The sequence below is a fragment of the Paenibacillus sp. FSL R5-0470 genome (genome assembly GCF_037975205.1).
Taxonomy (GTDB): Bacteria; Bacillota; Bacilli; order Paenibacillales; family Paenibacillaceae; genus Paenibacillus_AQ.
The window spans coordinates 4722060-4748147 of sequence record NZ_CP150238.1; the positions used below are offsets into that span (position 1 = coordinate 4722060).

Annotated in this window: 28 protein-coding genes; 3 read left to right on the plus strand and 25 right to left on the minus strand. The window is 44.1% G+C overall.

Annotated features, from left to right (window positions below; translation table 11 throughout):
• Positions 1-2 precede the first annotated feature (2 nt).
• Genes dapB through MKY99_RS20890 form a run of 3 tightly spaced genes read right to left on the minus strand, consistent with a single transcriptional unit; the run spans position 3 to position 1750 of the window.
• On the minus strand, positions 3-806 hold the full coding sequence (dapB, locus tag MKY99_RS20880; RefSeq protein WP_339266163.1) for a 4-hydroxy-tetrahydrodipicolinate reductase: 804 nt from the start codon (positions 804-806) through the stop codon (positions 3-5).
• Positions 807-839: 33 nt separating this feature from the next.
• The gene (locus MKY99_RS20885; protein WP_042190136.1) at positions 840-1361 is read right to left on the minus strand and encodes a tetratricopeptide repeat protein; all 522 of its coding nucleotides are present in this window, start codon (positions 1359-1361) and stop codon (positions 840-842) included.
• Between the two features lie 59 nt (positions 1362-1420).
• Positions 1421-1750, minus strand: a complete 330-nt coding sequence (locus tag MKY99_RS20890; protein WP_036676271.1) for a nucleotide pyrophosphohydrolase — start codon at positions 1748-1750, stop codon at positions 1421-1423.
• 168 nt (positions 1751-1918) lie between these two features.
• On the opposite strand from MKY99_RS20890, the gene MKY99_RS20895 reads away from it, so the two are divergent.
• A complete protein-coding gene (locus MKY99_RS20895; RefSeq protein WP_042190138.1) occupies positions 1919-2788 on the plus strand; it encodes a YitT family protein in 870 nt (289 codons plus the stop codon).
• A gap of 140 nt (positions 2789-2928) precedes the next feature.
• Here MKY99_RS20895 and MKY99_RS20900 read toward each other — a convergent pair whose 3' ends face one another.
• The 11 genes from MKY99_RS20900 to MKY99_RS20950 all read right to left on the minus strand — a co-directional run bounded on the left by MKY99_RS20900 (position 2929) and on the right by MKY99_RS20950 (position 11261).
• Positions 2929-3828: a sporulation protein YpjB gene (locus MKY99_RS20900; protein ID WP_339266164.1), complete on the minus strand. Its 900-nt coding sequence runs from the start codon at positions 3826-3828 to the stop codon at positions 2929-2931.
• A gap of 155 nt (positions 3829-3983) precedes the next feature.
• Positions 3984-4625 (minus strand): DUF1405 domain-containing protein, encoded by a 642-nt coding sequence (locus tag MKY99_RS20905; protein ID WP_256716306.1) that lies wholly within the window; start codon positions 4623-4625, stop codon positions 3984-3986.
• A gap of 93 nt (positions 4626-4718) precedes the next feature.
• Positions 4719-5591: a menaquinol-cytochrome c reductase cytochrome b/c subunit gene (locus MKY99_RS20910; protein WP_042190142.1), complete on the minus strand. Its 873-nt coding sequence runs from the start codon at positions 5589-5591 to the stop codon at positions 4719-4721.
• 26 nt (positions 5592-5617) lie between these two features.
• The gene (locus tag MKY99_RS20915; protein ID WP_042129529.1) at positions 5618-6289 is read right to left on the minus strand and encodes a cytochrome b6; all 672 of its coding nucleotides are present in this window, start codon (positions 6287-6289) and stop codon (positions 5618-5620) included.
• Positions 6290-6295: 6 nt separating this feature from the next.
• A complete protein-coding gene (locus MKY99_RS20920; RefSeq protein ID WP_042190144.1) occupies positions 6296-6850 on the minus strand; it encodes a ubiquinol-cytochrome c reductase iron-sulfur subunit in 555 nt (184 codons plus the stop codon).
• Positions 6851-7089: 239 nt separating this feature from the next.
• Positions 7090-7509 carry a DUF2487 family protein gene (locus tag MKY99_RS20925; RefSeq protein WP_339266165.1) on the minus strand — a complete coding sequence of 140 codons (420 nt, stop codon included), beginning with the start codon at positions 7507-7509 and terminating at the stop codon, positions 7090-7092.
• A 204-nt stretch (positions 7510-7713) separates the two neighbouring features.
• Positions 7714-7893 carry an IDEAL domain-containing protein gene (locus MKY99_RS20930; protein ID WP_042129535.1) on the minus strand — a complete coding sequence of 60 codons (180 nt, stop codon included), beginning with the start codon at positions 7891-7893 and terminating at the stop codon, positions 7714-7716.
• A 245-nt stretch (positions 7894-8138) separates the two neighbouring features.
• The gene (locus tag MKY99_RS20935) at positions 8139-9221 is read right to left on the minus strand and encodes a hypothetical protein (RefSeq protein WP_339266166.1); all 1083 of its coding nucleotides are present in this window, start codon (positions 9219-9221) and stop codon (positions 8139-8141) included.
• Positions 9222-9310: 89 nt separating this feature from the next.
• Entirely contained in the window at positions 9311-9898 is a 588-nt protein-coding gene (locus MKY99_RS20940) for a histidine phosphatase family protein (protein WP_339266168.1), read from the minus strand.
• Positions 9899-10077: 179 nt separating this feature from the next.
• Positions 10078-10596, minus strand: a complete 519-nt coding sequence (locus tag MKY99_RS20945; RefSeq protein WP_143764071.1) for an anti-sigma factor — start codon at positions 10594-10596, stop codon at positions 10078-10080.
• Positions 10597-10673: 77 nt separating this feature from the next.
• Positions 10674-11261: a sigma-70 family RNA polymerase sigma factor gene (locus MKY99_RS20950; RefSeq protein ID WP_042190156.1), complete on the minus strand. Its 588-nt coding sequence runs from the start codon at positions 11259-11261 to the stop codon at positions 10674-10676.
• A gap of 809 nt (positions 11262-12070) precedes the next feature.
• On the opposite strand from MKY99_RS20950, the gene MKY99_RS20955 reads away from it, so the two are divergent.
• Both MKY99_RS20955 and MKY99_RS20960 read left to right on the plus strand, forming a co-directional pair.
• Positions 12071-12637 carry an XRE family transcriptional regulator gene (locus MKY99_RS20955; protein WP_042190158.1) on the plus strand — a complete coding sequence of 189 codons (567 nt, stop codon included), beginning with the start codon at positions 12071-12073 and terminating at the stop codon, positions 12635-12637.
• A 251-nt stretch (positions 12638-12888) separates the two neighbouring features.
• Positions 12889-14112: an MFS transporter gene (locus MKY99_RS20960; RefSeq protein ID WP_339266171.1), complete on the plus strand. Its 1224-nt coding sequence runs from the start codon at positions 12889-12891 to the stop codon at positions 14110-14112.
• A 337-nt stretch (positions 14113-14449) separates the two neighbouring features.
• Here MKY99_RS20960 and MKY99_RS20965 read toward each other — a convergent pair whose 3' ends face one another.
• The 11 genes from MKY99_RS20965 to aroC all read right to left on the minus strand — a co-directional run bounded on the left by MKY99_RS20965 (position 14450) and on the right by aroC (position 25877).
• Positions 14450-15544: a prephenate dehydrogenase gene (locus tag MKY99_RS20965; RefSeq protein WP_339242704.1), complete on the minus strand. Its 1095-nt coding sequence runs from the start codon at positions 15542-15544 to the stop codon at positions 14450-14452.
• Positions 15545-15591: 47 nt separating this feature from the next.
• Entirely contained in the window at positions 15592-16689 is a 1098-nt protein-coding gene (hisC, locus tag MKY99_RS20970) for a histidinol-phosphate transaminase (protein ID WP_076284569.1), read from the minus strand.
• A gap of 59 nt (positions 16690-16748) precedes the next feature.
• Positions 16749-17573 carry a tryptophan synthase subunit alpha gene (gene trpA, locus MKY99_RS20975; RefSeq protein ID WP_042190168.1) on the minus strand — a complete coding sequence of 275 codons (825 nt, stop codon included), beginning with the start codon at positions 17571-17573 and terminating at the stop codon, positions 16749-16751.
• The gene (trpB, locus tag MKY99_RS20980) at positions 17570-18769 is read right to left on the minus strand and encodes a tryptophan synthase subunit beta (protein WP_339266173.1); all 1200 of its coding nucleotides are present in this window, start codon (positions 18767-18769) and stop codon (positions 17570-17572) included. Before trpB ends, trpA begins: the two co-directional genes overlap by 4 nt.
• Positions 18766-19443, minus strand: a complete 678-nt coding sequence (locus MKY99_RS20985) for a phosphoribosylanthranilate isomerase (protein WP_339266175.1) — start codon at positions 19441-19443, stop codon at positions 18766-18768. Before MKY99_RS20985 ends, trpB begins: the two co-directional genes overlap by 4 nt.
• On the minus strand, positions 19436-20266 hold the full coding sequence (gene trpC / locus MKY99_RS20990) for an indole-3-glycerol phosphate synthase TrpC (protein ID WP_339266177.1): 831 nt from the start codon (positions 20264-20266) through the stop codon (positions 19436-19438). The genes MKY99_RS20985 and trpC overlap by 8 nt, the downstream gene beginning before the upstream one ends.
• Positions 20256-21296 (minus strand): anthranilate phosphoribosyltransferase, encoded by a 1041-nt coding sequence (gene trpD / locus MKY99_RS20995; RefSeq protein WP_339266179.1) that lies wholly within the window; start codon positions 21294-21296, stop codon positions 20256-20258. The genes trpC and trpD overlap by 11 nt, the downstream gene beginning before the upstream one ends.
• A gap of 39 nt (positions 21297-21335) precedes the next feature.
• Entirely contained in the window at positions 21336-22901 is a 1566-nt protein-coding gene (gene trpE, locus MKY99_RS21000) for an anthranilate synthase component I (RefSeq protein WP_339266181.1), read from the minus strand.
• 332 nt (positions 22902-23233) lie between these two features.
• Positions 23234-23608 carry a chorismate mutase gene (aroH, locus tag MKY99_RS21005; protein WP_042190180.1) on the minus strand — a complete coding sequence of 125 codons (375 nt, stop codon included), beginning with the start codon at positions 23606-23608 and terminating at the stop codon, positions 23234-23236.
• Complete coding sequence (gene aroB, locus MKY99_RS21010) at positions 23602-24705, minus strand: 3-dehydroquinate synthase (RefSeq protein WP_339242713.1); 1104 nt, start codon at positions 24703-24705, stop codon at positions 23602-23604. Before aroB ends, aroH begins: the two co-directional genes overlap by 7 nt.
• 2 nt (positions 24706-24707) lie before the next feature.
• Entirely contained in the window at positions 24708-25877 is a 1170-nt protein-coding gene (gene aroC / locus MKY99_RS21015) for a chorismate synthase (protein ID WP_042190184.1), read from the minus strand.
• Positions 25878-26088 lie beyond the last annotated feature (211 nt).

A 26088-nucleotide genomic window follows, 5' to 3' on the forward strand; every position in this document is an offset into this window, starting at 1 on the left:
GTCTATTCTATAAAGTGCTCAAATCCATAGATCAATCCAGTATATCCCATAACCTTTTGAATACCCATCTTAACGCCTGGCATATAGCCTGCTCGCTCATAAGAATCATGCCGGATTTTTAAGGATTGTCCGAACCCACCAAAAATCACTTCTTCTTGGGCAAACACACCAGGAAGACGGACACTATGTATCCGGAATCCATTATAGTAACCCCCACGCGCACCCTCAATCGTTTCTTCTTCTTTAGGGTTTCCTTGACGAAGCTCTTCCCGTACTTCTGAAATCATCTCTGCTGTTTTGACTGCAGTCCCGGATGGAGCATCCAGTTTTTGGTCACCATGATACTCGATAATCTCCAGATGCGGAAAGTATTTTGAAGCTTGAGCCGCAAATCTCATCAACAGAATAGCCCCTATAGAGAAGTTTGGAGCAATAAGTCCACCTATCCCCCGGTCTTGACACTGCTTGTCCAGTTCCACAATTTGCTCCGGTGTGAATCCGGTTGTACCGATAACCGGACGCACTCCATATTTAATGGCTAGCACTGTATTCATATACGCGGATTGTGGTGTAGTGAAATCGACCACAACATCTCCATTGCTTCCCGCGAGGGCAGCCTCAAGATCTGAAGTTACAATAACTCCTGAGTCTTCGAGACCTACTAGACGGCCTGCATCGATATCCATCGTTGAACGATCTACCGCAGCCGCTAGCTCCAACTCTTCGTCCTGCAGCACAAGTTTAACAACCTCTTTACCCATTCTCCCGCCTGCTCCGGATACGATAACTCTGATCTTGTTGCTCATATCTTTTCATCCTCGCTTTCACTAGTTATATAGTTACTGCATATACGATTGTATGGATTTCTGAAGGTCTACCATTAATTCTCGCAAGCCAGAATCATCCGGATGTAAAGAAATCACTTCTTTCAAGGCGGCCATAGCCTGCATATGTTCATTCACCCGACTATGTGCGATGGCAAGCCATACATAAGCATCCCCATATAATGGATCAAGGGTGATGGCCTCTTTGAGTAGCGTAATCGGATGATACGGGTTACGAGTTTTGTTATCTTCATCTTCTATCAACCGCTTAGCTTCCTGTACATGCATCATAGCTTGAAGATGCTGTAGATGTAGACTATACTCAGGTTTGCTGCCATCTAACTTCATAGCCGCCTGAGCATGAACTAAAGCTTTATCTAGCATACCACTGCGGGCATACGTTATGGAACAACGATATCTGACTTCAGCATCAGCCGGACTTGCTGCAATCGCGGCTTCAAAGCATACAATAGCTTCTGCAAAGTCACTACGCAATATAGAGCGATAGGCTTCTCTTACATAATCCCTTTGATCCATATCCTCACCATCCTCACGGCTAAATCCCGTTCGTTTGGTACAGCATATGTTATAGAGGCCTAATCGGTGTCTTTTGGTGTCCAACGACCAGCGTCTCGGGTATTAAACTTATGCATGACCTTATTATGTGCTTCAGTCAGATCAATCCCTAGAGAATTTGCAAAACAAACAGTAATAAACAAAATATCTCCCAGTTCAAGCTCTATAGAATTCTCTGCTTCATCAGACTTCTTCGGCTTCTCACCGAATTCATGATTGACTTCCCGCGCCAACTCTCCGACTTCCTCGGACATGCGGGCTAACATAGACAGCGGACTGAAGTACCCTTCTTTAAATTGCGATATATAAGCGTCTACTTCACGCTGAATGTCACCAAGACTTTTGTCCATAAAATGTATCTTTGCCCCCTCTGTATATCTTGCCTTCTGTTTGCCCCTATGTTATCGTAAAGACGTTTTGAAGACAAATCTTTTTTGAATATTTTAACACCCGCAAGAAAAGGTATACTTATTATAGGAAAAGAAAAACTGCCTAAACAAGGCCTAACGAGGGATTCCATGAATTCAAACAAGGTAATTTCAATCAGCAAAACAGTTGCCCCTATCATGCTCGGAACCGCAGTATATGCATTCGGACTACTGTATTTCATCATTCCCAGTCAATTAATGGAAGGCGGCGTAACGGGAATCACACTGCTGCTTAATTATGCCTTTGACATTCCAATCTTTTTAACAACCCTGCTAATCAATCTCCCATTGTTTCTGCTCGGTTGGAAAGTCCTAGGCGGCCGCCAAATTGTATACACAGGGGTAGGAATCGGATCTTTGTCCCTTTTCTTGTGGATCTTCGAAAGATTGATCTCTGCTGGATGGATTGTCCCTTTCAGTACCGAACATGACTTTATTCTTGCTGCACTATACGCAGGGGTAACCCTTGGAACCGGGCTTGGGATTGTGTTCCGTTTTGGTGGCACTACAGGTGGCGTAGACATTGTGGCAAGAATTCTGGGACGGAATTTCGGCTGGAGTATGGGGCAGATTATTCTGGCCATCGACATTTTCATTATCGGCTCTTCCATCTTCTATATTCCCAAAGAAAAAATTCTATACACACTCGTTGCAGTGTTCATCGCATCGCGTGTCATCGATTTTATCCAGGAAGGCGCTTATGCCGCCAAAGCATTTACAATCATTAGTGATGAGGCACCCCAAATTGCTGATCTAATAACTGCTGAACTAGAACGAGGTGTAACACTCATCCCTGCAATCGGTGCGTATTCTAAGCAAGCCAAACATATGGTGTACTGTGTAGTTTCAAGGCAGGAAATTCGCCGTCTTAGTTTACTGGTCAAATCGATTGATCCACACGCGTTCGTAATTATTAGCGATGTGCACGACGTACAAGGCGAGGGATTCAGAGAAACATAAAATATCCCCACAAAGTGGGGCCTTGCTTCGATACGTACTCAGGTACTTTGCGGGGGCCCCAAATATATAAGTTTTGATTCGTTAAAAAAGGAGCGGGGAAGAGTCCCCCGCTCCTTTTGGTTATTTATATAACCATTCCACTAAATTGGTTTGAAGTTCTGATTCTCTCCACGATACTTACGATAACCCGCATAAGCTAATACAGCGATAATAAACCCTGCGGCTAGTCCTCCCCAAATCCCAAATTCTTGTGAGGCCAGGGGTACTGACAAAGCCGGCTCATCCTTCTCTTTTCCGAACATTACCCGCACAGTATCCTGACCATAAGACACAATTTCAAGCAATCGGGCCCGTTCGATTTTTTGTGAGGAAGAAGGAATGCCTGCGGCATATGAGAGCCAAGAATCAAATGCATTTACAACTTCAGGTTTCCGAGAGACGATCACCGCTGGCCGGATATTTTCATACCTGCCCTGTAGCCTCTCTACAGCCGTTTTCCATCCCGCCAGATCATTTGTAGCACCACTTTGCTCCATCGCATTTAAATCCTCGCGAATTAGCTTATAATACTGAAGCCAAATGGGTTGTCCGGGTTGATTCAAACTGTTGGCAGCTAATCGTAACCTGGTAGCTGTAGCCTCCAATTGCTGCTGAGATACTTTTGCACTTGCCACAGCAGCCTTCAGGTCCATAATGACCCCTGACAACGCATTAATGCCCTCTACAGAGGTCATTCCTTCAAAAGAAGAGGACACTATGATCCTAGAGATCTCTTCGGTCTCTTGTCGGACCTTCATCACATCCCCTTCCAAGACATACCCATACAATGCCTCAGCGGCTTGTTCTAGCTGCTGTGCTCCAGTCTTTCCGCTCATCACTGTCAAACCGTTGCCCGAACTAACGTCGGCGCTTTGCTTCGAAACCTTGCCAGAACCTTCAACAGCATTCCCTTGCACTGCTGAAGCTTTTTCAACATTCATGCTGGTCAGTAACCAGCAAAACACTAGAATAACCAACACATAATATCTCCCTCGGAGCATGAGACATCCCCCTCCTACCTAAGAAGAAACGACGTTGTCGTCTTTATTAGACGATAATCGTTTCTCGTAAAATTATAAGGATAAAGTATAGTATAAAACTTATACTTCTTATAATTCTAAATGTATGGCAGGCGGACAAGGGTTAGAACCGCTTACTAGAACCTGTTCTTAAACTGATAGATAGAGTCTACAGGTCTTTGTCTACTACTAAACAACCAAGCAACAATTACACTAAACACCGTAAGCGCCATCGTGAAATATTGCACCTGTGTGACATCATCATTCAGTACAGAAGGTAACCATGGGTATATTCCATAGGAATAGTCCAGCATATCGTTAGCAAGGGTCCAGAACAGCGCTAGCGGAATCATTTTGCGGAAAGAAAAGAATCGTGCATAGATCAAAGCTTCTACCGCCATCCCCAAATGAGAGATCACCAGCATCCAGTCTTTCCAAACTAGAATATCTCCTTGATAACCTCCAGCAAAAATCATACTTACTGCCCAAATCCCATACTTCACAGACGTCACAACCGCTAACGCCTCAATAAGCTCCCTTACATTGTTTCCCGTATAGCTTTTTGGAGGAAAGAGCATTAGCAACAGCGCCAAGGTAAAGAACAGGCTCGCGGTTGGACTATCTGGAACAAACGGGAGCAACCAAAGCGGAAAGTTAGCCGCCGTGAACTCCAATTGATTGCCATACCATATGTAGCCATAAATGGTACCGAGAAGATTCACAATAAATAACAACCAAATGATTCCTCGGTGCTTAAACAGTTTATCAAGAACGGACATACAGATCATTAACCTCCCAAGTAGTGGCAACTTTACATTTAGACATACAAAAACCTGACCGCAGTTTCGATCAGGTTTTGCGTTATTTTTATTTTACTGTTCGCTTTTTTGTTTGGCAAGCCAGTCTGCCAAGGCATCAATGTCTTGATCCGAAAGCCCCGCTCCCAGAGCAATATCATACATCTTCGGCATCTGTCCTTGACCCTCTTTTATAATAGTAAGGATTGCTTCTTTATCATGGGTGTCCCCAACACCGCGAAGTGAAGGCCCGCCTGCCCCTTTCAAATCCGCCGCATGACAAGAGATGCAAGTAGCTTGCTTAAACAGCCCCATAGCCGGATCATCCTTATCTACAATCGCTACTTCCTTTGCCTTAACTGCACTCGAGGTTGGAAGCCCCTTCGCCCTATTCTCTGCCGCCTTCTCTTCCCGTTGAACATCTTCAGGAATTTGACCAGTTTCAGCCATTTCATGTTTGTATTCCGTCCAAGCGGTATTTGTTAAGTACACAATCGCCGCTAGCGATAAGAACATCAAAGATGAAGCGATCGGTCTACGATAGAAGCGACGTTCTCTGCCCGTGTCAAGAAATGGTGCTAAAAGAAGTGAACCAAAAGCTACACCGGTTACACCTAATGTACCCAGAACGATATAATCACCTGAAGCATAAGGAAGCTTCAAATACTGATAGAGAAACAAGAAATACCAGTCAGGAATTGGGATAACCGTAGCACTCGCATTCGCTGGAAACCCTAGCGGCGCTGGCTCAGAAATAGTAAGCACTAATATTCCTACAAGTACAACGACGCCAACCATCCATTCTTTCAGTAGAAAGTTAGGGATAAAGGCTTCCGATTTACCAGGATAGGCTGAATAGTCTGGAGGTGTGATAAATCCATTGCCTTTACGAACTCTGGTATCACCGACATATACAACCTTTTCCTTAGAATTGTTTCCATGTGCCATCCGTATTCCTCCTCTCTCAGATTAACTTACAACGGTCCAGAAATCCCTTGTCTGCGGATCATAATAAAGTGTCCTACGAGCAGACTAAGAAGCACCGCTGGGAGGAAGAATACATGAAGTGCGAAGAACCGAGTCAACGTTTCTGCACCAACAATCGTACCGCCTTGCATAAGTTCTTTCAATACGGGTCCCATCACTGGAACAGAGTTAGCAATTTCGAGTGTTACTTTAGTCGCGAAGTAAGCTTTATTATCCCAAGGCAATAAGTAACCCGTTAAACCAAGCCCCAACATTACGAAGAAGATGAGCATTCCAACTACCCAGTTCATCTCACGCGGAGCTTTATAAGAGCCTGTAAAGAAGACGCGCATCGTATGAAGGAACATCATAACAATGACAAGACTTGCACCCCAGTGATGCATTCCGCGAACAATTTGTCCAAAGGCAACACTAGATTGTAAATACTCAACACTTGCATAAGCATTGATAATATCTGGAACATAATACATCGTTAAGAACATACCCGATAAGATCTGAATCACTGTAATAAAAAAGGTCAGTCCGCCAAAACAATACACAAACGCAGAGAAGTGATGGGCCGGGTTAACATGCTCAGGAACCTCGTGGTCGGCCACGTCTCTCCAAATTGGCGTAACATCCAAACGTTCGTCAATCCAGTTATAGACATTTTTAAACATTAGAACCTACGCCTCCTCACTAGCTACTGTATTAGGCACAATATCACCCAAAAGAACCCACCCGTTATCAAATTTCGTTTTATACTGGTCAAGCGGTTTTGGAGCTACTTCGAGATTTTTGCCGAGTTTGGTATAACGCGCACCGTGGCAAGGACAGTGATACTCGTCCGGATGTGCCTTATCATTGTTCCACCCAACCGTACATCCTAAATGTTTACAAATGGGTGAAAGCGCATAAATATCACCCTTTGCGTCTTTACGGATCCACGCAGTCAGCGTCGCTGTGCTGTCGTACCATCCGTCTTTCTGTTTCAATTCAAACGTAAACTCTTGGGGCTCTTCGGTGATTTTGCTAATTTCAGCAACCTTTATAAAATCACCTGCACCCTTCTTATGTAATATTGGGTCCACGACAAAACGGACCATTGGGAGAATTGTACCTGCCCCCATAAAAGCAGTAGCGCCACCTAGCGTGTAGGTCAAAAATTGCCTGCGCGACATCTCTTTACGGCTGGGTGGTTGTTCAGGCCAAATATCCTGTTGATCATTATGGCTGCTCATACTGTTATATAACCCCCTTCTCAAGATATAAGAAAGTATCTAAGGTGTCCGATCAGAGATGCCTTACTATAAATAATCCGTTTTCAAATCTTTTCAATGAAATACATCACATACCATTTCGATTCAACCTAATAATAGCTTAGGCACTAAAACCCGTCAAGAATATTGTCTAATTTGTGACAGGCCAAAAAGTGATTTTCACTTACAATTGTTGATTTTCTGTCACATTTAAAAGAGACTCACCGTCCCCACATCTTTTGAATTTTCATCCCAATATCACTATTAATCTTACCTTCCAGAGAGCCCTCAATGATAGGCAGAGAGAGTACTAAATCGCTTTCAAAAATTTCTTGTTCCAGAAGTGCTATATCTGCTGTTAACACCACGGCATACTGGAAACCACTGGATTTGACTTTTCGGCAAACCTCATTAATTAGATCGAAATATCCTTCCCCTCCATACTGAATCGCCGGGTAAGTTACAATCCGTCCCTTAAACGGTATTTCCACCAAATCCATAAAATCACGTAATCTTTCTAATGCTTGAACCGTCTCAGGGGGACTCTCGGACCCACTTAATCCTGTAAAAGGTATGAGACATGTATCATAGAACTTTCGATTTTCTTCCCACTGTTCAACTTCAAAATCACTAAATTTCATTAATGTCATCTCCCTATTTGCGATCCTTATTCGCATCCACTTTTCACAAATTTGCCCGATGTTATAAATCCCATTATATTGAAAGAGGAAGACAAACGTCTAGATTTAGATTTTCCCCCGTCTTCCTTCACCTCTAATTGATACAGAAAGTGAGTTGAACAGGTACCTATTTAATAAAAAAAGAAATGCGCTAAGCGCATTTCTTTATGCCAAACTTTTAAGTTCTTCTGTAAGATTTCGAAAAGCCAATTTATCTCCTGTAGCCAGCGCCGTGTCAATCTCACGGTGCAAGATGTCGGAGCGACGCTTTCGCAGCGCTTCATCCCACACCATTTCTGCCGCAAGTCCTAGCATCACTTCGTACGTAGCCTTCATTTTGTCCATTCGATACACCTCCGCTGTTTAAGAGATCCTTATTACTTTAATATTTTGATATCCATCAAGATGATTTTGTTTTCGGTTTCAAAAGTGACGGCACCTACTAAATCATATTCAACAATCCTGTCTACGTTCTACATATTTACCCATTCTGATCAATACTTCATCTATTGTTCCTATCAACAACCAAAGCGAAGTCCTCATCTACGTATGTAATCCCCATAAGCATTTGCTTGTATGCCTTCATACTACTATAGATGTTTAGGTACGGCTATCTCCATCCCCCACGGCGTCATCATCACAGTGAGACCAGCAGTAGTCTCCCCTAATTTAAGCATCCCAAGGTGCACCATCATCCGAATAATTCGTTGCTCCAGAATCGAGGCAGCATTGTCATAAAAGAACGGTTTAATTAACCACCCAATACCATCCACTAATGAAGGTACGCTCACCCAATTCCCAGCACTAATGCTTACCCAATACACAAGTGAAGGCAGGTTTGGTACAGCCCCCTTATATAGTTTTAACCAAAAAGAGAATATCTGCATCAACGAGTCACATTTCCCATCGGCTAACACTGCCTCTCCTATCGCCGTAAGCCTTAGCCGAAAACCTTCTTCAGTGATCCAGCGGCGATGACGAACATAATCATACAGGAGCGCTAATCTAGGCGGATAATGCTCACATGCCCTACCATAACCAAATCTCCAGCCGCCTTTGCTAAGAAGATCCTCCGGAATATGAAGTGCATTCATCACTCCTTGCTGATACCGCCTATACATTGCCCCTTCCTGATTAAGCTCTGGCTCATTTTCCTTGATATATCTCAGAAGCATAACCAGATCACTTAATAACAATTCTCCTTCATTACGATACATGGCTGGTTCAGAGCTAACCGCAACCTTATCCTTGATATGTGCGCTCATCGTCTCACGAAAGCGCTCTTTCAAGTCTTTAGGCACTTGGAACAAGTATCTGGTTTGCTGGGAGGAACCGCTAAAGAGCCAGCCTCCGCTTTTGAAACGAGAAACCATTTCTCGGAAGCCTCCGGTCTTTCCTTCTGGAGCATCAAAAGAAGCCTGTCTAGCTACAGCCAACAAATCTTCCAGACTAAAGTAGCTGCGTTCATCAAAAAGTAATGTATTCAGAAACCGTAGATCCTCCGGAGCACATTCCCGGATATGAGACTCCATAAAACTTCTGCTTCCAAGCATAATCAAAATACTCTGGATCAAGTCATGTTTGGAATTCTGCTTGCATTCACACCGGTAGCGTCCCGCTATGGCGGTCAGCTGTCCAATATCTGCATAAGTGAGCATATCCGCCAGATTCATGTTTTATCGCCTCACCGTTTTACTACCATTATGGGAAATACAGCCCTTTTTATTCCCCTTTGCGCAAAAAAAATAACCCGATGCACGGGTTAACGCTGATTTTGCAGGATATGGCGAGTACAATTATATAGAATAGGGTCCCATTCCCGTTCTTTCTTCTCCAAAATTGTCAGGGATAAATTCCCAATTCGCTCAGAATACTTATCTTTGTAAAATGCAGTATACAGTTGAGCGAGGAACCCTCCATGAGATATAACTAGTATGTTCCGATTGGGATGCTGCGCAGAAATATCCTCCATAAAGGCAAGTGCACGTGCTTGAAGCTGTTCGTCAGTTTCTTGACCAAGTGAAAGCTGACTCCAATCTTTCCCCCACTTCTCTTCACGCTCAGCGGCAGTAAGCCCTTCTACTTGCCCGTAGGCACGTTCCCGGATCCGATCATCAGGATCAAGCAACGGTACATTTAATTTATCAGCGATGATCTTGCCTGTCTCTGCTGCCCGGGAAAGATTACTTGTAATGCAATAATCCCAGCGATACGGTTCTTGTAATAAGCGGTCAGCAAGCATAGCAGCTTGCATCCGTCCTTCATCATTAAGCGGAATATCACTTTGCCCCTGTATCTTTCCAATTGCGTTCCAGTCCGTCAATCCATGGCGTATCAAGCCGATTAGCATATTGCCTCCCCCTTTTCACCCAAGTATTTGTCTCTTAATGTAACATGGATGAAATAAAAAGTCTTCTTTTATGCGTATTAGAATACAAAAAAGCCCCTTATCTTTACATAAAGGGACTCCTACATCGTTCTTAACACTATTATATACTGCAATAGCTAAGTCATATATCAATAGACCCTTTATGATCTGCGATATCGATTCAGCCGGGTTAACGAAAACACTGCAAAACCCACGCCAAGCATGGATAACATCATCCAATATTGAGGATGAGTAGGTCCCATATTTACTACAAGCGGTTCAATAATCCCACCTTCAGAGCCTAAAATGGGATATGTAGAAGTCCATTCCATAGAGCCAGCAACGCCAGTCTCTACAATTCCACTTTGAGCCACAGTGATATCTGCAGGTGTTCTAAACATAGTAAAGTAAAGAACACTAGACAAAAATACCGCCAGGAAGCAAGCGATCCAGAGACTAAGCCTATGACGAACAATGGCAGATGTCCCTGCGGATTTCCCATCCCCTGGCATCAACCAAGGACTCTCTAGATAAATCCGCTCCATAACTTTAACATTTATAACTTCTGCACGCTCTTCACTAATCTCTTCTTTCAAATCATGCATAAGCTGGCTACTCTCTTGCCACAGAGACCATTCAGCCGCGCAGTAAGGACAAGTTTCAATATGTTGTTCGAGCAAAATCCGCCTAGGATGTGTGGGGGGAGCGTCCCACAAGAGCGGAATACATTCTTGCGCTTCCCTGCAATTCATTCGCCTTACACCCTCTCAACCTGCTCTTCAACTTCAGGCTCATTGAAATAGGATTCGAGTTGAAGCTTCACACTACTTCTGGCACGAAACAACAATGATTTCACGGAGCTTACACTCTGATCCAAAATTTCTGCAATTTCTTGATAATCCATCTGATCGTATTCACGCAGGATTAGCGCAGAGCGTTGTTTCTCCGGAAGATTATTAATTGCCTCACGAACCAAATTCATCCGTTCTTTACGCAATGCAGCCTGCTCAGGCGCTACTTCAAACGGTGCAACGGGAGTATATCCACTCTCTTCTAGGGATACATTTCCGGCACGATTCTTACGAAGCTCACTTAGCACGGTATTACGAGCAATAGTGTACAACCACGTTGAAAAGGAAGCATCTACCTCTCGAAAGGAATGCAAGCTACGGAATGCCTTGTAGAAAGTCTCCGAACAAAGGTCCTCTGCAATTAGCTCCATTTGTGAGTTTCTAAGCATATGATATACAAATGCCAATATTTTTCGTTGATAACGACGCATTAATTCTGAATATAATTCTGTGTTGCCTTGTTTAATTTCCTGGATCAACTGGGAATCCGTCATGGTGAGATTGGCCCTCCTCGCCCTTGCACGTCTTTTCCCGTCCGGTCCGTACTTATTATACCGGTTTGGGCTTTAAAAGTTGCGCTGGTTTACTACAACTTTTTAGTTTATTACAAGAAGAAACGATATTGTCGACCTTTTATGTAAGACAAACGTTCCTCATGGGAATTCAAGGGAAAACATATGACGTGCAACTTATCCGTTCTTCAATTTTGAAATACACCTATGTATATTCAAACACCCAATAATTAAGGCATGATGATTGTGATGAATATAAAAAGAAAAATGGCATATTTCTAAGAGCATATAAATTTTATAACGAATCTAGAAATATACCAGATCTATTGTATCACAGATTCTCATAGGATGACATTAATAGACTTCAGAGCAGTAATCTCGTCAGCATGACCTGACAACAGATTATAAACGAACATGAAGTTCAACCATAAGACTTTGATCACTGTAATGTGACTTTAATCTCTTTTCAATAAACTGTTGACAAAATGTAAACGTATACATATAATAAAAGTACAGTATGGTTTCTCTCCACTCCTATCCAAATACTACACGGTTCCAATTTATTGTGAACTGTAGCCGCTTACTTTGTAAGCGGTCTTTTTTTGTCCTGTAAGCGCTGTACCTTTTGTTAGATGATCTATAATAGGTTATTTTACTATAGCGAGCGAATTAGCTTTCACAAATCCCCACAGTAATCTATTACCCCGTTTGCGTCCACTTGAAGAGGTATGGAAAAGAGTCAAGATAAACAATATACTAGCTATAAAGATATTTGTTGAGGTGAATATGAAATGAATGAAATCGATGAATCAAAACAACTTGTACTACAAATCGGCGGTGCCTTGAAAAAGTACAGAAAAGAAAAAAACATGAACTTAGATGACTTAGCGGAATTAACAGGTGTAAGTAAACTTACTCTGGGGAATATCGAACGCGGCGAGACAAATCCAACTTTGGCGATTATATGGAAAATTTCAAAAGGCCTATCTTTACCCCTACTAGCTTTGTTCAAATCTGAAGACCCTGTTAGTTTGTATCGAGCAGGCGAAGGTCTTCGGTTTTCTAATGATCAAAAGAATTGGATCATTGAACCCGTCTTTAAAAACGTAAGCAACGATATTGAAATGTGTCGAGCTTACTTACAGCCAAATAGTTCGTATCACCCTGAAGGTCATCATGTGAATACAACTGAAATTGCGACAGTAATGACTGGTTCCATTGAAATTCAAGTCAATGGTGAGATGTACACATTGAATCAATATGATACGATCAGTTTTCGTGCAGATCGCCCTCACTCTTATACCAATCATACGAATAGCGAAACAGTGCTCCATATCTCCTTAAAATATGGTTTCTAAAAGCCGAAAATTTCACTTATAAAATGCAACTCAGTATTCCATTATATATGGGAACTCAGAGTTGTATTTTTTTTAACTAATATAAAGCACTTCAAGTGATAGGACAGTCTTCATAAAGTTAACTATAAAATACTTATTGTTAATTTTAATATATTATAATATACTTTTATTGTCCGCGCGGATGTTATTTCATAGTTTTTCAATCAGCAGAAAACCAAAAGTACACATAATTCTGGAAGGTGAAATGAAGAATGCCGAACAAGAAAATCTTACCATCATCTCTAGGGCTGCTAATACTCGGCATTATTATTATTGCCGCAAATTTACGTGCTCCCTTAACCTCGGTCGGTCCTTTAGTGGGTCTCATAAGGGAAGACGTTCATATCTCCAATACTTTAGCAGGCCTGATAACAACGGTACCGTTACTTACCTTTGCTTTATTATCGCCTCTAGTACCAAAACTAGGACGCAGGTATGGAGTAGAACTTTTAATTTTGTTTGCCCTGATCTTTTTGACTGTTGGTATTGTAATACGTTCTTTAGCTGGCGCTGCAAATCTGTATATTGGAACTGCAATTCTTGGATTTGCAATTGCCGTTTGTAATGTATTAATGCCAAGTTTAATCAAACGTGATTTCCCTAATAAAATAGGTGCCATGACTGGTATCTTTGGAATTTCAATGAGTTTATCTGGAGCGATCGCATCGGGAATTAGTGTACCGCTAGCCGCAAACGAAGGTTTAAAATGGCAGGGAGCGTTGGGAATATGGGGGATCTTAAGCTTTGTATCGATCCTCTGCTGGTTGCCTCAATTAAGGAAGCATACGAAGCGAACAACCTCGACGAGTCAACAGATGGCCTGCAATGATGTAAATGTTTGGCGTTCCCCTCTCGCCTGGCAAGTAACCTTGTTTATGGGTATGCAGTCCATGATTTTCTATGTGCTGATCGCATGGTTGCCTGAAATTTTAAAGCAGCAAGGCATTGACTCAAGCCAATCAGGATGGTACCTCTCAATAATGCAGTTAGCGCTGCTTCCATTTACCTTTATTGTCCCTGTTATTGCTGGGCGAATGTCAAGTCAACGTTCGTTAGTGGTCATCACAACCATTTTGCTTTTGACGGGAACGCTCGGACTGCTTTACGGAAGCTCCAATATCATTCTGTTGTGGATCATCATACTCGGAATTGGTGGAGGCTGCGCCTTTAGCTTATCCATGATGTTTTTCGGTTTACGTACTAAAAATGCGCATCAAGCGGCGGAACTGTCTGGTATGGCGCAATCGATCGGATATCTGCTTGCCGCAATCGGTCCTGCCCTTATAGGATATCTGCATGATGCTTCAAATAGTTGGAACCTGCCACTTTTCATTCTGCTTGGAGCTTCGGCCTTTCTCTTTTTAGTTGGTATAGGAGCAGCAAGAAATCGTTTTGTAGATAGCCAAAATAGTTACGGCGAAATAAACTCAAGTTAATTTGGTTAATGTCAGCCAGGAATTTATAATGAACGGCATGACATATGTACCTGAGAATTTCTTGGAAGAAATACTGATCGAAATGGAGAAAGCGAGTTCGGGAACAGTTGCAAAAAGCCAAATCTAAATTAGAGCGAAAAACACCCAATATAAGCCCTCCAAATGAAATAGCGTCAGTGGAGTCCGAAAGACTATTTCAAAGGTGATACTGACGGCGGCATGTGGAAGCTAGCAACCAACAAGCCAGAATAACAAAACAGCGATTCTCTAATAACATGAGAATCGCTGTTTTTACTATTTATTACGATTTGAAAATGACCCGGAGCGAACCTTAATACTACACATATACGGTATAATCGTGCTCCTGCAGGAGCACTTTCGCTCGTTCCATATCGTTCTCCTGACGAAAAGATAGGCGCATAATACCCGGCACATCTTCACGACTCTCGATGATTTGTACGTTGCTAAGGTTAATGCCTTGGTCCCCCAGCTCAGTAGCGATGCGACCGATAATCCCCGGATGATCCGGTACATCAATATGTAGGTCAAATAAAGGTGCGATCATGCCTTTACGCCGTTCAGGCAACTGACTGCGGAAGCCATTCGCTTCTTCGAAGGCCTCTTCAATCCCTACGCCATCTTCTCTTTCCAGTAGACGAACAAAAGAAGAAACTTCCTCGTTCCAATCCTTCAATAAACGAAGCATTACGGAACGATTGTTCAGCAAAATGTCTCGCCAAATTATAGGATCACTGGACGCAATCCGAGTGATATCCCGAAAGCCCCCTGCAGCTAGCGTGCTATATAAGGAGTCGGTATCGTCATAGGCACGAATCTGATTTACCAAAGCAACAGCAATAATATGCGGTAGATGACTAATGGCACCTACAATCTCATCATGGCGTTCTGGATCAAGGCGTACTATCTGTGCTCTTGTGTGGTGTAGTAGAGACTCCAGTGCATGATAAGCCTCATCTGGCACTCCTGGAGGAGGCGTCAACACATAATAGGCATTCTCAAATAGCAGTGATGAAGCTGCCTCAACACCTGAGCGCTCTGATCCTGCCATTGGGTGTCCGCCGATAAAATGTACTCCAGGAATATCTAAGGAGACCGCACATGCGGCAATACTAGCTTTCGTGCTTCCTACATCTGTAATAATGCAGCCGGGTTTTAGAGGCAATTTACTTAATTGCTGCAGATAATCCTCTAACATCCCTACCGGTACACATAAAAAAATGAAATCAGCATCAAGTGCCGCTTCTTCAACAGAAAGTGTGGCTTGATCAACCACACCTCTGCTTATATATTTACTCGCGGATTCAGGACGGTGGGCATGTCCTACGACGGTCAGGCCCTCCTTGCCTTTAAAGCAAAGGGCCAGTGAGCCTCCGATCAGACCGACACCGAATATAGCTATTTTTGTCGTCATGTTCTTTGAACTACCTGCCTTTTTTAGTCTAGTCTTGCTGTTTATTACTAAGCCCGCACACCAGACTCTATAAGCGTTTGTTCCAGCGCAGTTATAAACGCTGTGTTCTGTTCAGCAGAGCCCACAGTAACACGAATATAAGTAGGGTAAACTTGATGACCCGCTCTTACTATGATTCCTTTACGCATCAAAGCATCGAAAACCTCGGTTGCAGGTTTGCGAACATCTACCATAATGAAGTTCCCGTGTGCAGGGAAGGATTCAAGGCCCAGACGTTTGAATTCACCTTGTAATTGGACAATACCCGCGCTATTAAGACGACGGCATTCCTCCACGTATTCTTGGTCATTCAAGGCAGCAAGAGCCGCGGCTTGCGCAAGACGAGTGGTATTGAAAGGCTCGCGTACCTTGTTGATCAATGAAATAATCTCAGGACTAGCAACGCCATAACCAATACGCAATGCGGCTAAGCCATAAATTTTGGAGAATGTGCGGAGCACAACCAAATTCGTATAACGATTTAATAATTGGATACCGTTGGAGTAAGAAAGATCTGTTACGTACTCACAGTATGCTTCATCAAGAACAACCATTACATTGGAAGGAACAGCATCAAGGAAAGAAACCAAGGCTTCCTCTGGTACAATCGTTCCTGTTGGGTTATTCGGATTACAAATCCAGATAACCTTCGTACGGTCCGTAATACGGGCCAGCATCCCATCCAGATCATGTGTACCATTTACAAGTGGTACCTCGATGGACACAGCGCCTTCGATATCTGCGTTACTCTTATACACAGAGAAGGTCTGGTCAGCCATGATTGTCTCATCACCTGGCAAGAAGAAAGCACGAGCAATAAGAGCAATAATCTCATCAGAACCACAGCCAAAAATAATATTATCGCTGTTCACACCAAGACGGTTGGCAAGTGCTGCCGTCAACTCAACGGCCGATCCGTCTGGATATAGATAAAGATTCTCAAGCTCTGCTAGAATAGCTTCTTTAGCACTCGGGGAAGCTCCATACGGGTTCTCATTGGATGCAAGCTTAATAACCTCACTTAAGCCAAGCTCCTTCTTAACTTCGTCTATAGGTTTCCCTGGTTTGTAGACAGGGAGATTAACTATATTCGGTTTTGGATTCATGAATAGTCCTCGCTCTCCATAGTTGATTACTCCACTATACACAGGTCAAAATGACACTGTTATGGTCTTTTTAATTGTGCCACAAATTCTCGAATTTGCAACAGCCCCTCATTCCGTGTAGCGGGATTATCGAGCAGCGGAATGACCTCTTCTATTTTACGAACAATCGCACTACCTACTACCACGCCATCGCAAATCTGAGCAAAGCGGGCAACCTGTTCGCCAGTTGAGATCCCAAACCCTACAGCCACCGGCAGATCCGTAGCTTGACGCACTGAATCAATAAACGCCTCTACATCAGCATGGAAAGTGGATCGTTCCCCTGTTACACCTAACGAGGATACACAATAGATAAACCCACTCGCACCTGAGACAATCTTCGCAATACGTTCACTTGAGGTCGGTGCAACTAGTGGAATGAGATTAACGCCAACTTCACTACTGCGGCGACGCATCTCCTCTGATTCTTCGACAGGAAGATCTGGAATAATAAGACCACTAATCTCATGAGCATTCAGTTCTGCGAAAAATGTATCCAGCCCCATTTGCAGGATAGGATTGTAATAGGAAAACAAAATAAAGGGCAAGCTGCTTCCGGCTTGACGAGCTTTTAACGCGGTCTCCATACAGGTACGCAGGTGAACCTCCCCCCGCAGAGCTCGTGCAGACGCTCGCTGAATGACAGGGCCATCTGCTAGCGGATCAGAGTAAGGTACTCCCAGCTCCAAAATGTCTGCACCTGCCGCCTCCAGTTCTGCGATGATGGCAAGCGTAGTCTCCAGATCAGGGTCTCCAACCGTCAGAAAAGGAATTAATGCCGTCCGTTCTTCAGCTTTAAGCTTCCGGAATACCAAATCCATCCGGTTTGTAGTTTCGGTTGTCATTCGTTTCCCTTCCCTTCTGTGTACGCCATGATCGATTCCACATCTTTGTCTCCCCGGCCTGACAGGCAGATAACAACAATATCATCCTTGGTAAGGGTTGGACCCATCTTCACTACATGGGCTATCGCATGTGCTGACTCCAAAGCTGGAATAATACCTTCCTTTACACATAGCAGCTTCAGTGCATCAAGCGCCTCTGCATCCGTAATCGGAACATATTTTGCGCGTTCGATATCTTTTAAATAGGAGTGTTCAGGACCTACGCCTGGATAATCCAGACCTGCGGAGATGGAATGAGCCTCTGTTACTTGACCATGTTCATCCTGCAGAAGGTAACTCATCGAACCCTGGAATACGCCATGAGTCCCCTTGCTCATCGTCGCCGCATGAAATGGTGTGTCAATTCCCTTGCCTGCTGCCTCAACACCAATCATACCGACACCTTTATCCTCTACGAATGGATAGAACATGCCGATAGCATTACTACCGCCACCTACTGCAGCAACAAGCACATCCGGCAGTCTTCCTTCAGCCTCAAGAATCTGGCGCCGCGTTTCATCACCAATAACCCGCTGAAAATTACGAACCATCATCGGATAAGGATGTGGACCTACGGCAGAACCGAGAATGTAGAAAGTATCTTCCACATTGCTAACCCAGTAGCGAAGCGCTTCGTTGCCGGCATCTTTTAAGGTACGCGATCCGGAAGTAACGGGAATCACCTCAGCACCAAGCAGCTTCATACGGAATACATTGAGTGCCTGGCGACGAGTATCCTCTTCCCCCATAAACACTTTACATTCCATACCAAGTAGGGCTGCAACCGTAGCAGTAGCTACACCATGCTGACCAGCTCCAGTCTCGGCGATCACCTTGGTTTTACCCATCATTTTAGCCAGAATTCCCTGACCAATCGCATTGTTAATCTTATGAGCACCTGTATGATTCAAATCTTCACGCTTCAAATATATTTTTGCTTCTCCCAGATGTTTACTTAGACGTTCCGCATAATACAGTGGGGTCTCCCGTCCGGAATATTGCTTTAATAGATAATCTATTTCTTCTTGAAAAGCAGGGTCTGCCGAATACTTCTCATAGGCTTCCTCCAGCTCAATCAATGCAGTCATCAAAGTTTCGGGCACGAAGCGCCCTCCGAATGAACCGAAACGTCCATGCTGGTCCGGTACTTGTGTCATGATTGCTTCACCCTTTCCACAAAAGCTGTCATTTTAATAATATCTTTAACGCCTTCACTCTCTACTCCACTAGATACGTCTACTCCGTACGGAGCATAAGTATCTAGCAACTCTCCTACGTTATTAGGATGAAGTCCGCCAGCCACAAATAACGGCAAACCATTTCGTAGCGCGATTTCCTGATAATCAGGCAACCTCTCCCAAGCGAACGTGCGCCCAGAGCCGCCGCTCTGCTGAGGATCATAAGTATCTAACAATACAGCATCAACGAAGCCTGCGTATTGTTCCAATGTATATTTGTTATCAGCGTCATCACACTCTTTATCAGCAACAGACAATGCCTTCCACACCTGAACGTGTGGGAAAGCTTGCTGAACCTTTTGACAAAAGGCTGGACTTTCCTGCCCATGTAGCTGAATGACATCTAGTGACACAACGGAGAGCAGTTCGCTCAGCTCATCCAGCTCTGGATTAACAAAAACCCCAGCAGCTTTAGGTTTTTCACTAGTCTTCCATTGCGGAAGTTCAGCAATCAGTTCGGAAGCACGCTCCAGAGTAACCCTGCGACGACTAGGAGCGAATACAAATCCAATATAATCTAGTGGTAAGTGTAACATAGATTTTAGCACTTCAACGTCCTGAAGTCCACAGATTTTTACCAATGTCTCAGCCATGCCGGACACGGTCCTTTCCATTTGGAAGCATTCCTAGCAATCCATTTACCGCTTCTTCTACATTAGCTTGACGCATTAGATATTCCCCTACGAGGACCCCGTGAGCGCCAGTCGTTCTTAAGTAGTCAATATCACTTGGCCCTGCAATTCCGCTTTCACTGATCACAGGAACCCCTTGAGGTACTAGTGCTGCCAGCTCTGCCGTTGTCTCTAAGGACGTCTCAAAGGTACGCAGATTACGATTATTAATACCCAGCAGAATATTAGGATGTGTTATCCTGTCTGTACTTAATACCACCGCAAGCTCATTCCGATCATGAACTTCGATTAATACATCCATTCCAAGCCCAGTAGCTATTTCTATAAAATGAGACAGTTTATCCGGTGTCAAAATAGCAACGATTAACAACACCGCATCTGCTCCAAGAATACGCGCTTCATAAATCTGTTTCTCATCGATAATAAAATCTTTTCGTAGCAGTGGCAGATTTACAGCTTCCTTCACTTGCTGCAAGTAAGCAGCGCTTCCCTGAAAATAATCCGTATCCGTCAAAACAGATAAACAATCAGCACCGCCCGCTTCATAACCTTTTGCAATGGAAACAGGATCGAAATCTTCACGAATCAGCCCTTTTGAAGGGGATGCCTTCTTTACCTCCGCAATCAAACCCATATCCCTGTTCTTCCCCTGGGTCAGAGCCTTACGAAAGCCTCTAGTCTGAGGGAGTGCTGCTATATCACGTTCAGCTTGAGCTAGAGAAAAACTATAACTGAGCGCCTCCACCTCTTTGATCTTTGTAGCGACAATTTTATCAAGATACATAATTAAGCTCCTCCGTCATCACAACAAGCTGTTTCAGCTTGGATAATGCCTTACCCGAATCCACTACTTCTTTAGCTTTCTCGACGCCTCCGGCCATGGTATCCGCCAGACCCGCAACATATATACATGCTCCTGCATTAGCTAACACGATATCTCGGTAGGGATTGATCTCACCTTGGAGCACAGAGGTAATAATTGCTGCGTTCTCTGCTGCGTCTCCACCCAAAACAGCTTCAAGTGGATGTCTGTTAAGACCTAATCCCTCCGGAGTAATTTCATAAGTGGTCACTACACCCTCTTTTAGTTCAGACACTAATGTAGAGGCTGAGATGCTGATCTCGTCCAGACCATCCGAACTGCTTACAACCATTGCGCGCTTGGAACCCAGCTCCTTCAGTACATTAGCCACCGTCTCCGTCTTATTTCGGTCATAAATCCCTAGGAGCTGACGGTCTGCCCCAGCGGGATTCGTAAGAGGACCCAGCATATTGAAGATCGTACGTACACCAAGCTCTTTGCGAGGAGCTGCTGCATGCCGCATCGAAGGATGATAAATTTGTGCGAATAAAAAGCAAATGCCGATACGATCCAGACATTCTCGGGCTTGGTCTGCATTCAGATGAATGTTTACGCCAAGGGCTTCAAGTACATCCGCACTTCCCGCTCTACCTGAAGCAGAACGATTTCCATGCTTGGCAACTCTTACAGAAGCCGCCGATGAAATAATCGCAGAGGCGGTTGAAATATTAAATTTATGGATGCCGGAACCGCCCGTACCACAAGTATCTAACAAGCGTGCGCGATCAGTCAGTACGGATGTGCCGAACCCTCTCATAGCTTCTGCAAAACCCGTAATCTCCTCCACGGTTTCTCCTTTAATTCGTAAAGCGGTCAGTAGTGAACCGATTTGCGCTTGTGAAGCATCTCCTAGCATTATAGCACCCATTATATCCCGTGCTTCTGTACGTGTCAGATTCTTGCCTTCGATTAGTCCGGCGATTCCTGATTGAATTAAATTCGTTGCATCCATAATGTTCTTCCTCCCAGCCTTAATGAGTTACTATATAAATCAAACCACTTGTTCAGGGGTATATTCGTACATATAATCTTGGTTGATAACTTGTTTTTCTTTCACTTCGGATGGAAACATAGCTTCTGCCATACGAATAGCTTTCAGCATGCCCTTCGCCTTATTCACCGTTTCTTCATACTCTTTCTCGGGAACCGAATCCCAAACGATACCTGCTCCGGCCTGTACGTACGCACGACCTTTCCGGAAGATGATGGTACGAATGGTGATACAAGAATCCATGTTTCCTGAGAACCCTAAATATCCAATTGCTCCGGCATAAGCACCTCGAGCTTCTTTTTCCAGCTCTGCTATAATCTCCATAGCTCGCAGCTTCGGTGCCCCAGAAACCGTTCCGGCAGGCAGACAGGAGAGAAAGGCATCAAAGAAATCTTTATCCTCACTGAGCGTGCCTGACACATTCGATACCATGTGCATGACATGGGAGTATCTTTCAATCTCCATAAAGGAATCACATTTTACTGAACCAAATTTGGATACTCTCCCTAGATCATTACGACCCAAATCAACAAGCATCAGATGTTCCGCACGTTCTTTTTCATCCTCCAAGAGCTCCGCAGCAAACGCCCGGTCTGCTGCTTCACTGTCACCCCTTGGTCTAGTTCCAGCAATCGGCCGTGTCTCCACACGATTTCCATCTACCTTTACGAGTGCTTCAGGTGAAGTGCCAACAATAATCTCCTCGTCCATTTTCAAATAGTACATATAAGGAGAGGGGTTAAGAGTTCTGAGCATCCGGTATACATGCAATGGAGAAACTTCCGTTTCAATATGCAACCGCTGTGACAATACCACTTGAAAAATATCGCCTGAGCGAATATATTCCTTCGCCTGTTCTACATTGTTGATGTACTGCTCTTTAGTGAGATTAGAATGAATCTCTCCAAGCTCGATATCCTGCGGAATGCTGCGACGATTCACATTTTCCTTAGGGCCTTCTTTTTGCAGATCTTCGGCCATAGCCTCCAGCTTACGACTCAGGCTTTCATAATTGGATCTGATATCCGAATCTGTATCTCCGTCTTTTACATGCAGGTTACCAACAAGCAGAATCTGTTGCTTCACATGGTCAAAAACAATGATCCGATCGCAAAACATAAATCTTATATCATCCATTTGGAGATCATCCACGGGATGCTGAGGTAACTTCTCATAATATTGAAGCAGATCATATCCGAAAAATCCGATAGCCCCTCCAGTAAATGGAGGCATTTCGTCAAGCTTAGGACTACGGTATGAACGAAGTAACGCTTTAAGCTCCTCAATCGGCTTTCCGTATAGTTGCTTCTTCTCTCCGCCGACTTCAACGTTAATTGCACCCTTTTTACCGGATATCATCAAAAAGGGATCGCTACCGATGAACGAATACCGTGCCCATTGTTTTCCACCCTCTACACTTTCAAGTAAGAACGCGCGATCACGTTCAGCGAAACGTTGGAATAATCGGATAGGTGTTTCCATATCCGCGAGCAGTCGCTTTACAACAGGAATCAGATTATAATCCCGCGACAGCTTTACCACCTCTTGAACACTTGGATTCGTCATTGTTAGATGCCCCCTTAGATATATGAATGGTTCCGAAATACAAAAAAACCCTCTACCGAAGTAGAGGGTTTGTGTAAGTAAGTATATGTTTTTGAGCATGGATTAGCATAATTATGTAGTGTTTACAGACTTATCCCTAAATAAGATATATCACTGATAAATGACTTCAGTGCATATCAAAATAAAGACTCTGCTTACACGATACATGCTAATCTAAAAAACTTCTCGCACTCTGCTCAACTATACTCATCTCAACTAAACTAAACTCTTCTATACTCGGCTAACTACACTATACATGATGACGAGGGTCATTGACAACCCACAACTATAATTTAAGACTTGCTCTCTGATAAATCCGGACGTAGCTTCTGAGCCTCATTCAGATAAACGTGGCGAATCTCACGCTGCGATTTATCCGTATTAATCTGTACCATCAACCGGATACACATCGGCAAGCTTCCTTTAACCGGGATTTCCGTTGAACACATAAGTGGAACCATTTCCCAGCCTTCAATCTCACGAATAGCTCTTGCAGGAAAAGTAGCATCCAGATCATTGGTCATCGTAATCCATACATTGCTTATATTCTCAGCTATAACATCATTACGTTCTACGATCTCCCGCAGCAATATAACGGTCTCACGTAAAATCTCTGCCTCTTCGTTCTTAGTCACGGTTGTTGCTCCGCGAATTCCTCGGTTTACCACGGTCTTCCCTCCTTCTTAAGCTCTGCGAGAACCTCTCGCACAAGCGACTCCTGCACATCGTTCACAATGCTTACAGAGCCTATGGAATCAGGCACGATAAAGGTCATCTTGCCTTCCTTGAATTTCTTATCATGCATCATAGCGTCCATCAGTTCATCTTCATCATACTCGGAAGGAAGCCGTACAGGCAGTGACAGTGCGGTCAGCATAGATACAGTGTCCTCATAAATGGAAGTATCCCGCCCAAGCTTCGCAGCCAATAGCGCTGAACCCGCCATCCCAATCGCAATCGCTTCTCCGTGCAGAAACACCCCATACCCACCAACTGCTTCAATGGCATGTCCGATCGTATGTCCGAGGTTCAATATCGCTCGAAGTCCATGCTCACGCTCATCATTAGCCACTACATCTGCCTTAATTGCACAGCCACGCTCTAAAGCATAACCTAAGGCTTCGACATTCAGCTCTAGCAGCTCTTCGGCATGATCACGACACCAATATGCGAACTCTTTGTCCACGAGGAGACCGTGCTTTACCACTTCAGCCAGACCTGATGACACTTGCCGTGCTGGAAGAGTACTTAGTGTATCCAAATCGTAGAGTACCATTGACGGTTGATAGAAAGCCCCTATCATATTTTTGGCTAATGGATGATTGACCGCCACTTTACCACCTACACTACTATCATGAGCTAGGATCGTCGTCGGAATTTGCAGAAAGCCGATTCCACGCATATAGGTTGCTGCTACAAATCCTGCTAAATCGCCAACCACGCCGCCGCCTAAAGCTAAAACTGCTGAATTGCGGTCTAATCCTGCTTGAATCGCGGTTGTCATGACTTCTTCATACACGGCTAATGATTTAGAGGCTTCACCTGCCGTCATTATGTGACTAACCACAGTATAGCCGTGAGAACGTAGACCTTCTTCAAGAGCCGGCAAGTACCTTGGCGCTACTTCAGTATCACTCACTACTAACAGTGGACTACGCTCCGAAAATCCGGCCTCAGCACAATAATGGGCGATGTCCTTTAGTAAACCACTACCGATAAGAATAGGATACGAGCGGTCGCCCAAATCTACATTAATAGTACGCATAATTAGTAGCTCTCCAGCTGTGATAGGTAATTTTCATAGTTCGCTTTAATTTCTTCCAGTGAGTCGCCACCGAATTTATCAAGGAATGCTTTTGCGATTTCCCAAGCCACTACGTTTTCCAGAACAACACACGCCGCTGGAACTGCACAAGCATCGGAGCGTTCAACTTGCGCTGTAAATGGTTCTTTCGTGTCAATATCTACACTTTGAAGCGGTTTATAAAGGGTAGGGATCGGCTTCATAACACCGCGTACTACAACCGGCATGCCGTTAGTCATACCACCTTCAAAACCACCTAAGCGATTACTTGCACGGTAGTATCCTTTAGAAGCTTCATACATAATTTCATCATGGACTTGCGATCCACGCAATTTGCCAGCTTCAAACCCAATGCCAATTTCAACGCCTTTGAATGCATTAATCGACATTACCGCCCCAGCGATTGCTCCGTCAAGCTTCCGATCAGACTGTACATAACTGCCAAGTCCGATAGGAAGTCCTTCGACAATACATTCAACGATTCCACCGATGGAGTCGCCCTCTTCCTTAATCTGATCTATGTAAGCCTCCATCTTCTGTTCCGTTTCTTTGTCGACAACTCTAACAGAGGACTGTTCTGTCCGCTCAATCAGCTCATCGATAGGCAGATCGTTAGCAGGCGCTTCAATTTCACCGATACGAATAACTTGCCCTGCTACCTTCACGCCAAAAGCTGCAAGCAGCTGTCTGGCTACAGCGCCACATGCGACTCTGGCTGCTGTTTCGCGAGCACTGGAGCGCTCCAGTACGTTACGAAGATCCGTATGGTTGTACTTCAATCCGCCGTTCAGGTCTGCATGGCCAGGACGCGGCCGATTTACGCGGCGTTTTTCTTCGTCACTGCCAGGAATAGGCTCGATATTCATGATGTTCTTCCAGTGGGTCCAGTCTTTATTCTCTACTACCAAGGCTACTGGAGCACCTGTAGTATAGCCATGACGCACTCCACCTACAATTTGTGCCGTATCTTTCTCAATCTGCATGCGACGCCCACGTCCATAACCCTTTTGTCGACGCTGCAATTGAAAATTAAGCTCTTCAAAATCCAATGTCAAATTACTTGGCAATCCCTCAATAATGGCCGTAAGCTGGGGGCCGTGCGTTTCCCCCGCTGTTAAATAGCGCAAACTCATGCTGCGTTCCCCCTTTTATACTTTTAAACTGTAAACCGCTAAAATCCTAATGATCTTTGCTCATTATAGTATAGGCAATCCTCTTTGACAAGAAAGGGATCTCCCTAAAACGACTCTATTCGCGACAAAATGAATTGGTTTTTGTGTAAAGAAAAAGCGCCATTCATACTCTAAAGAGTATGAATGGCGCTCCTCGGCTCGGTCCGGCACT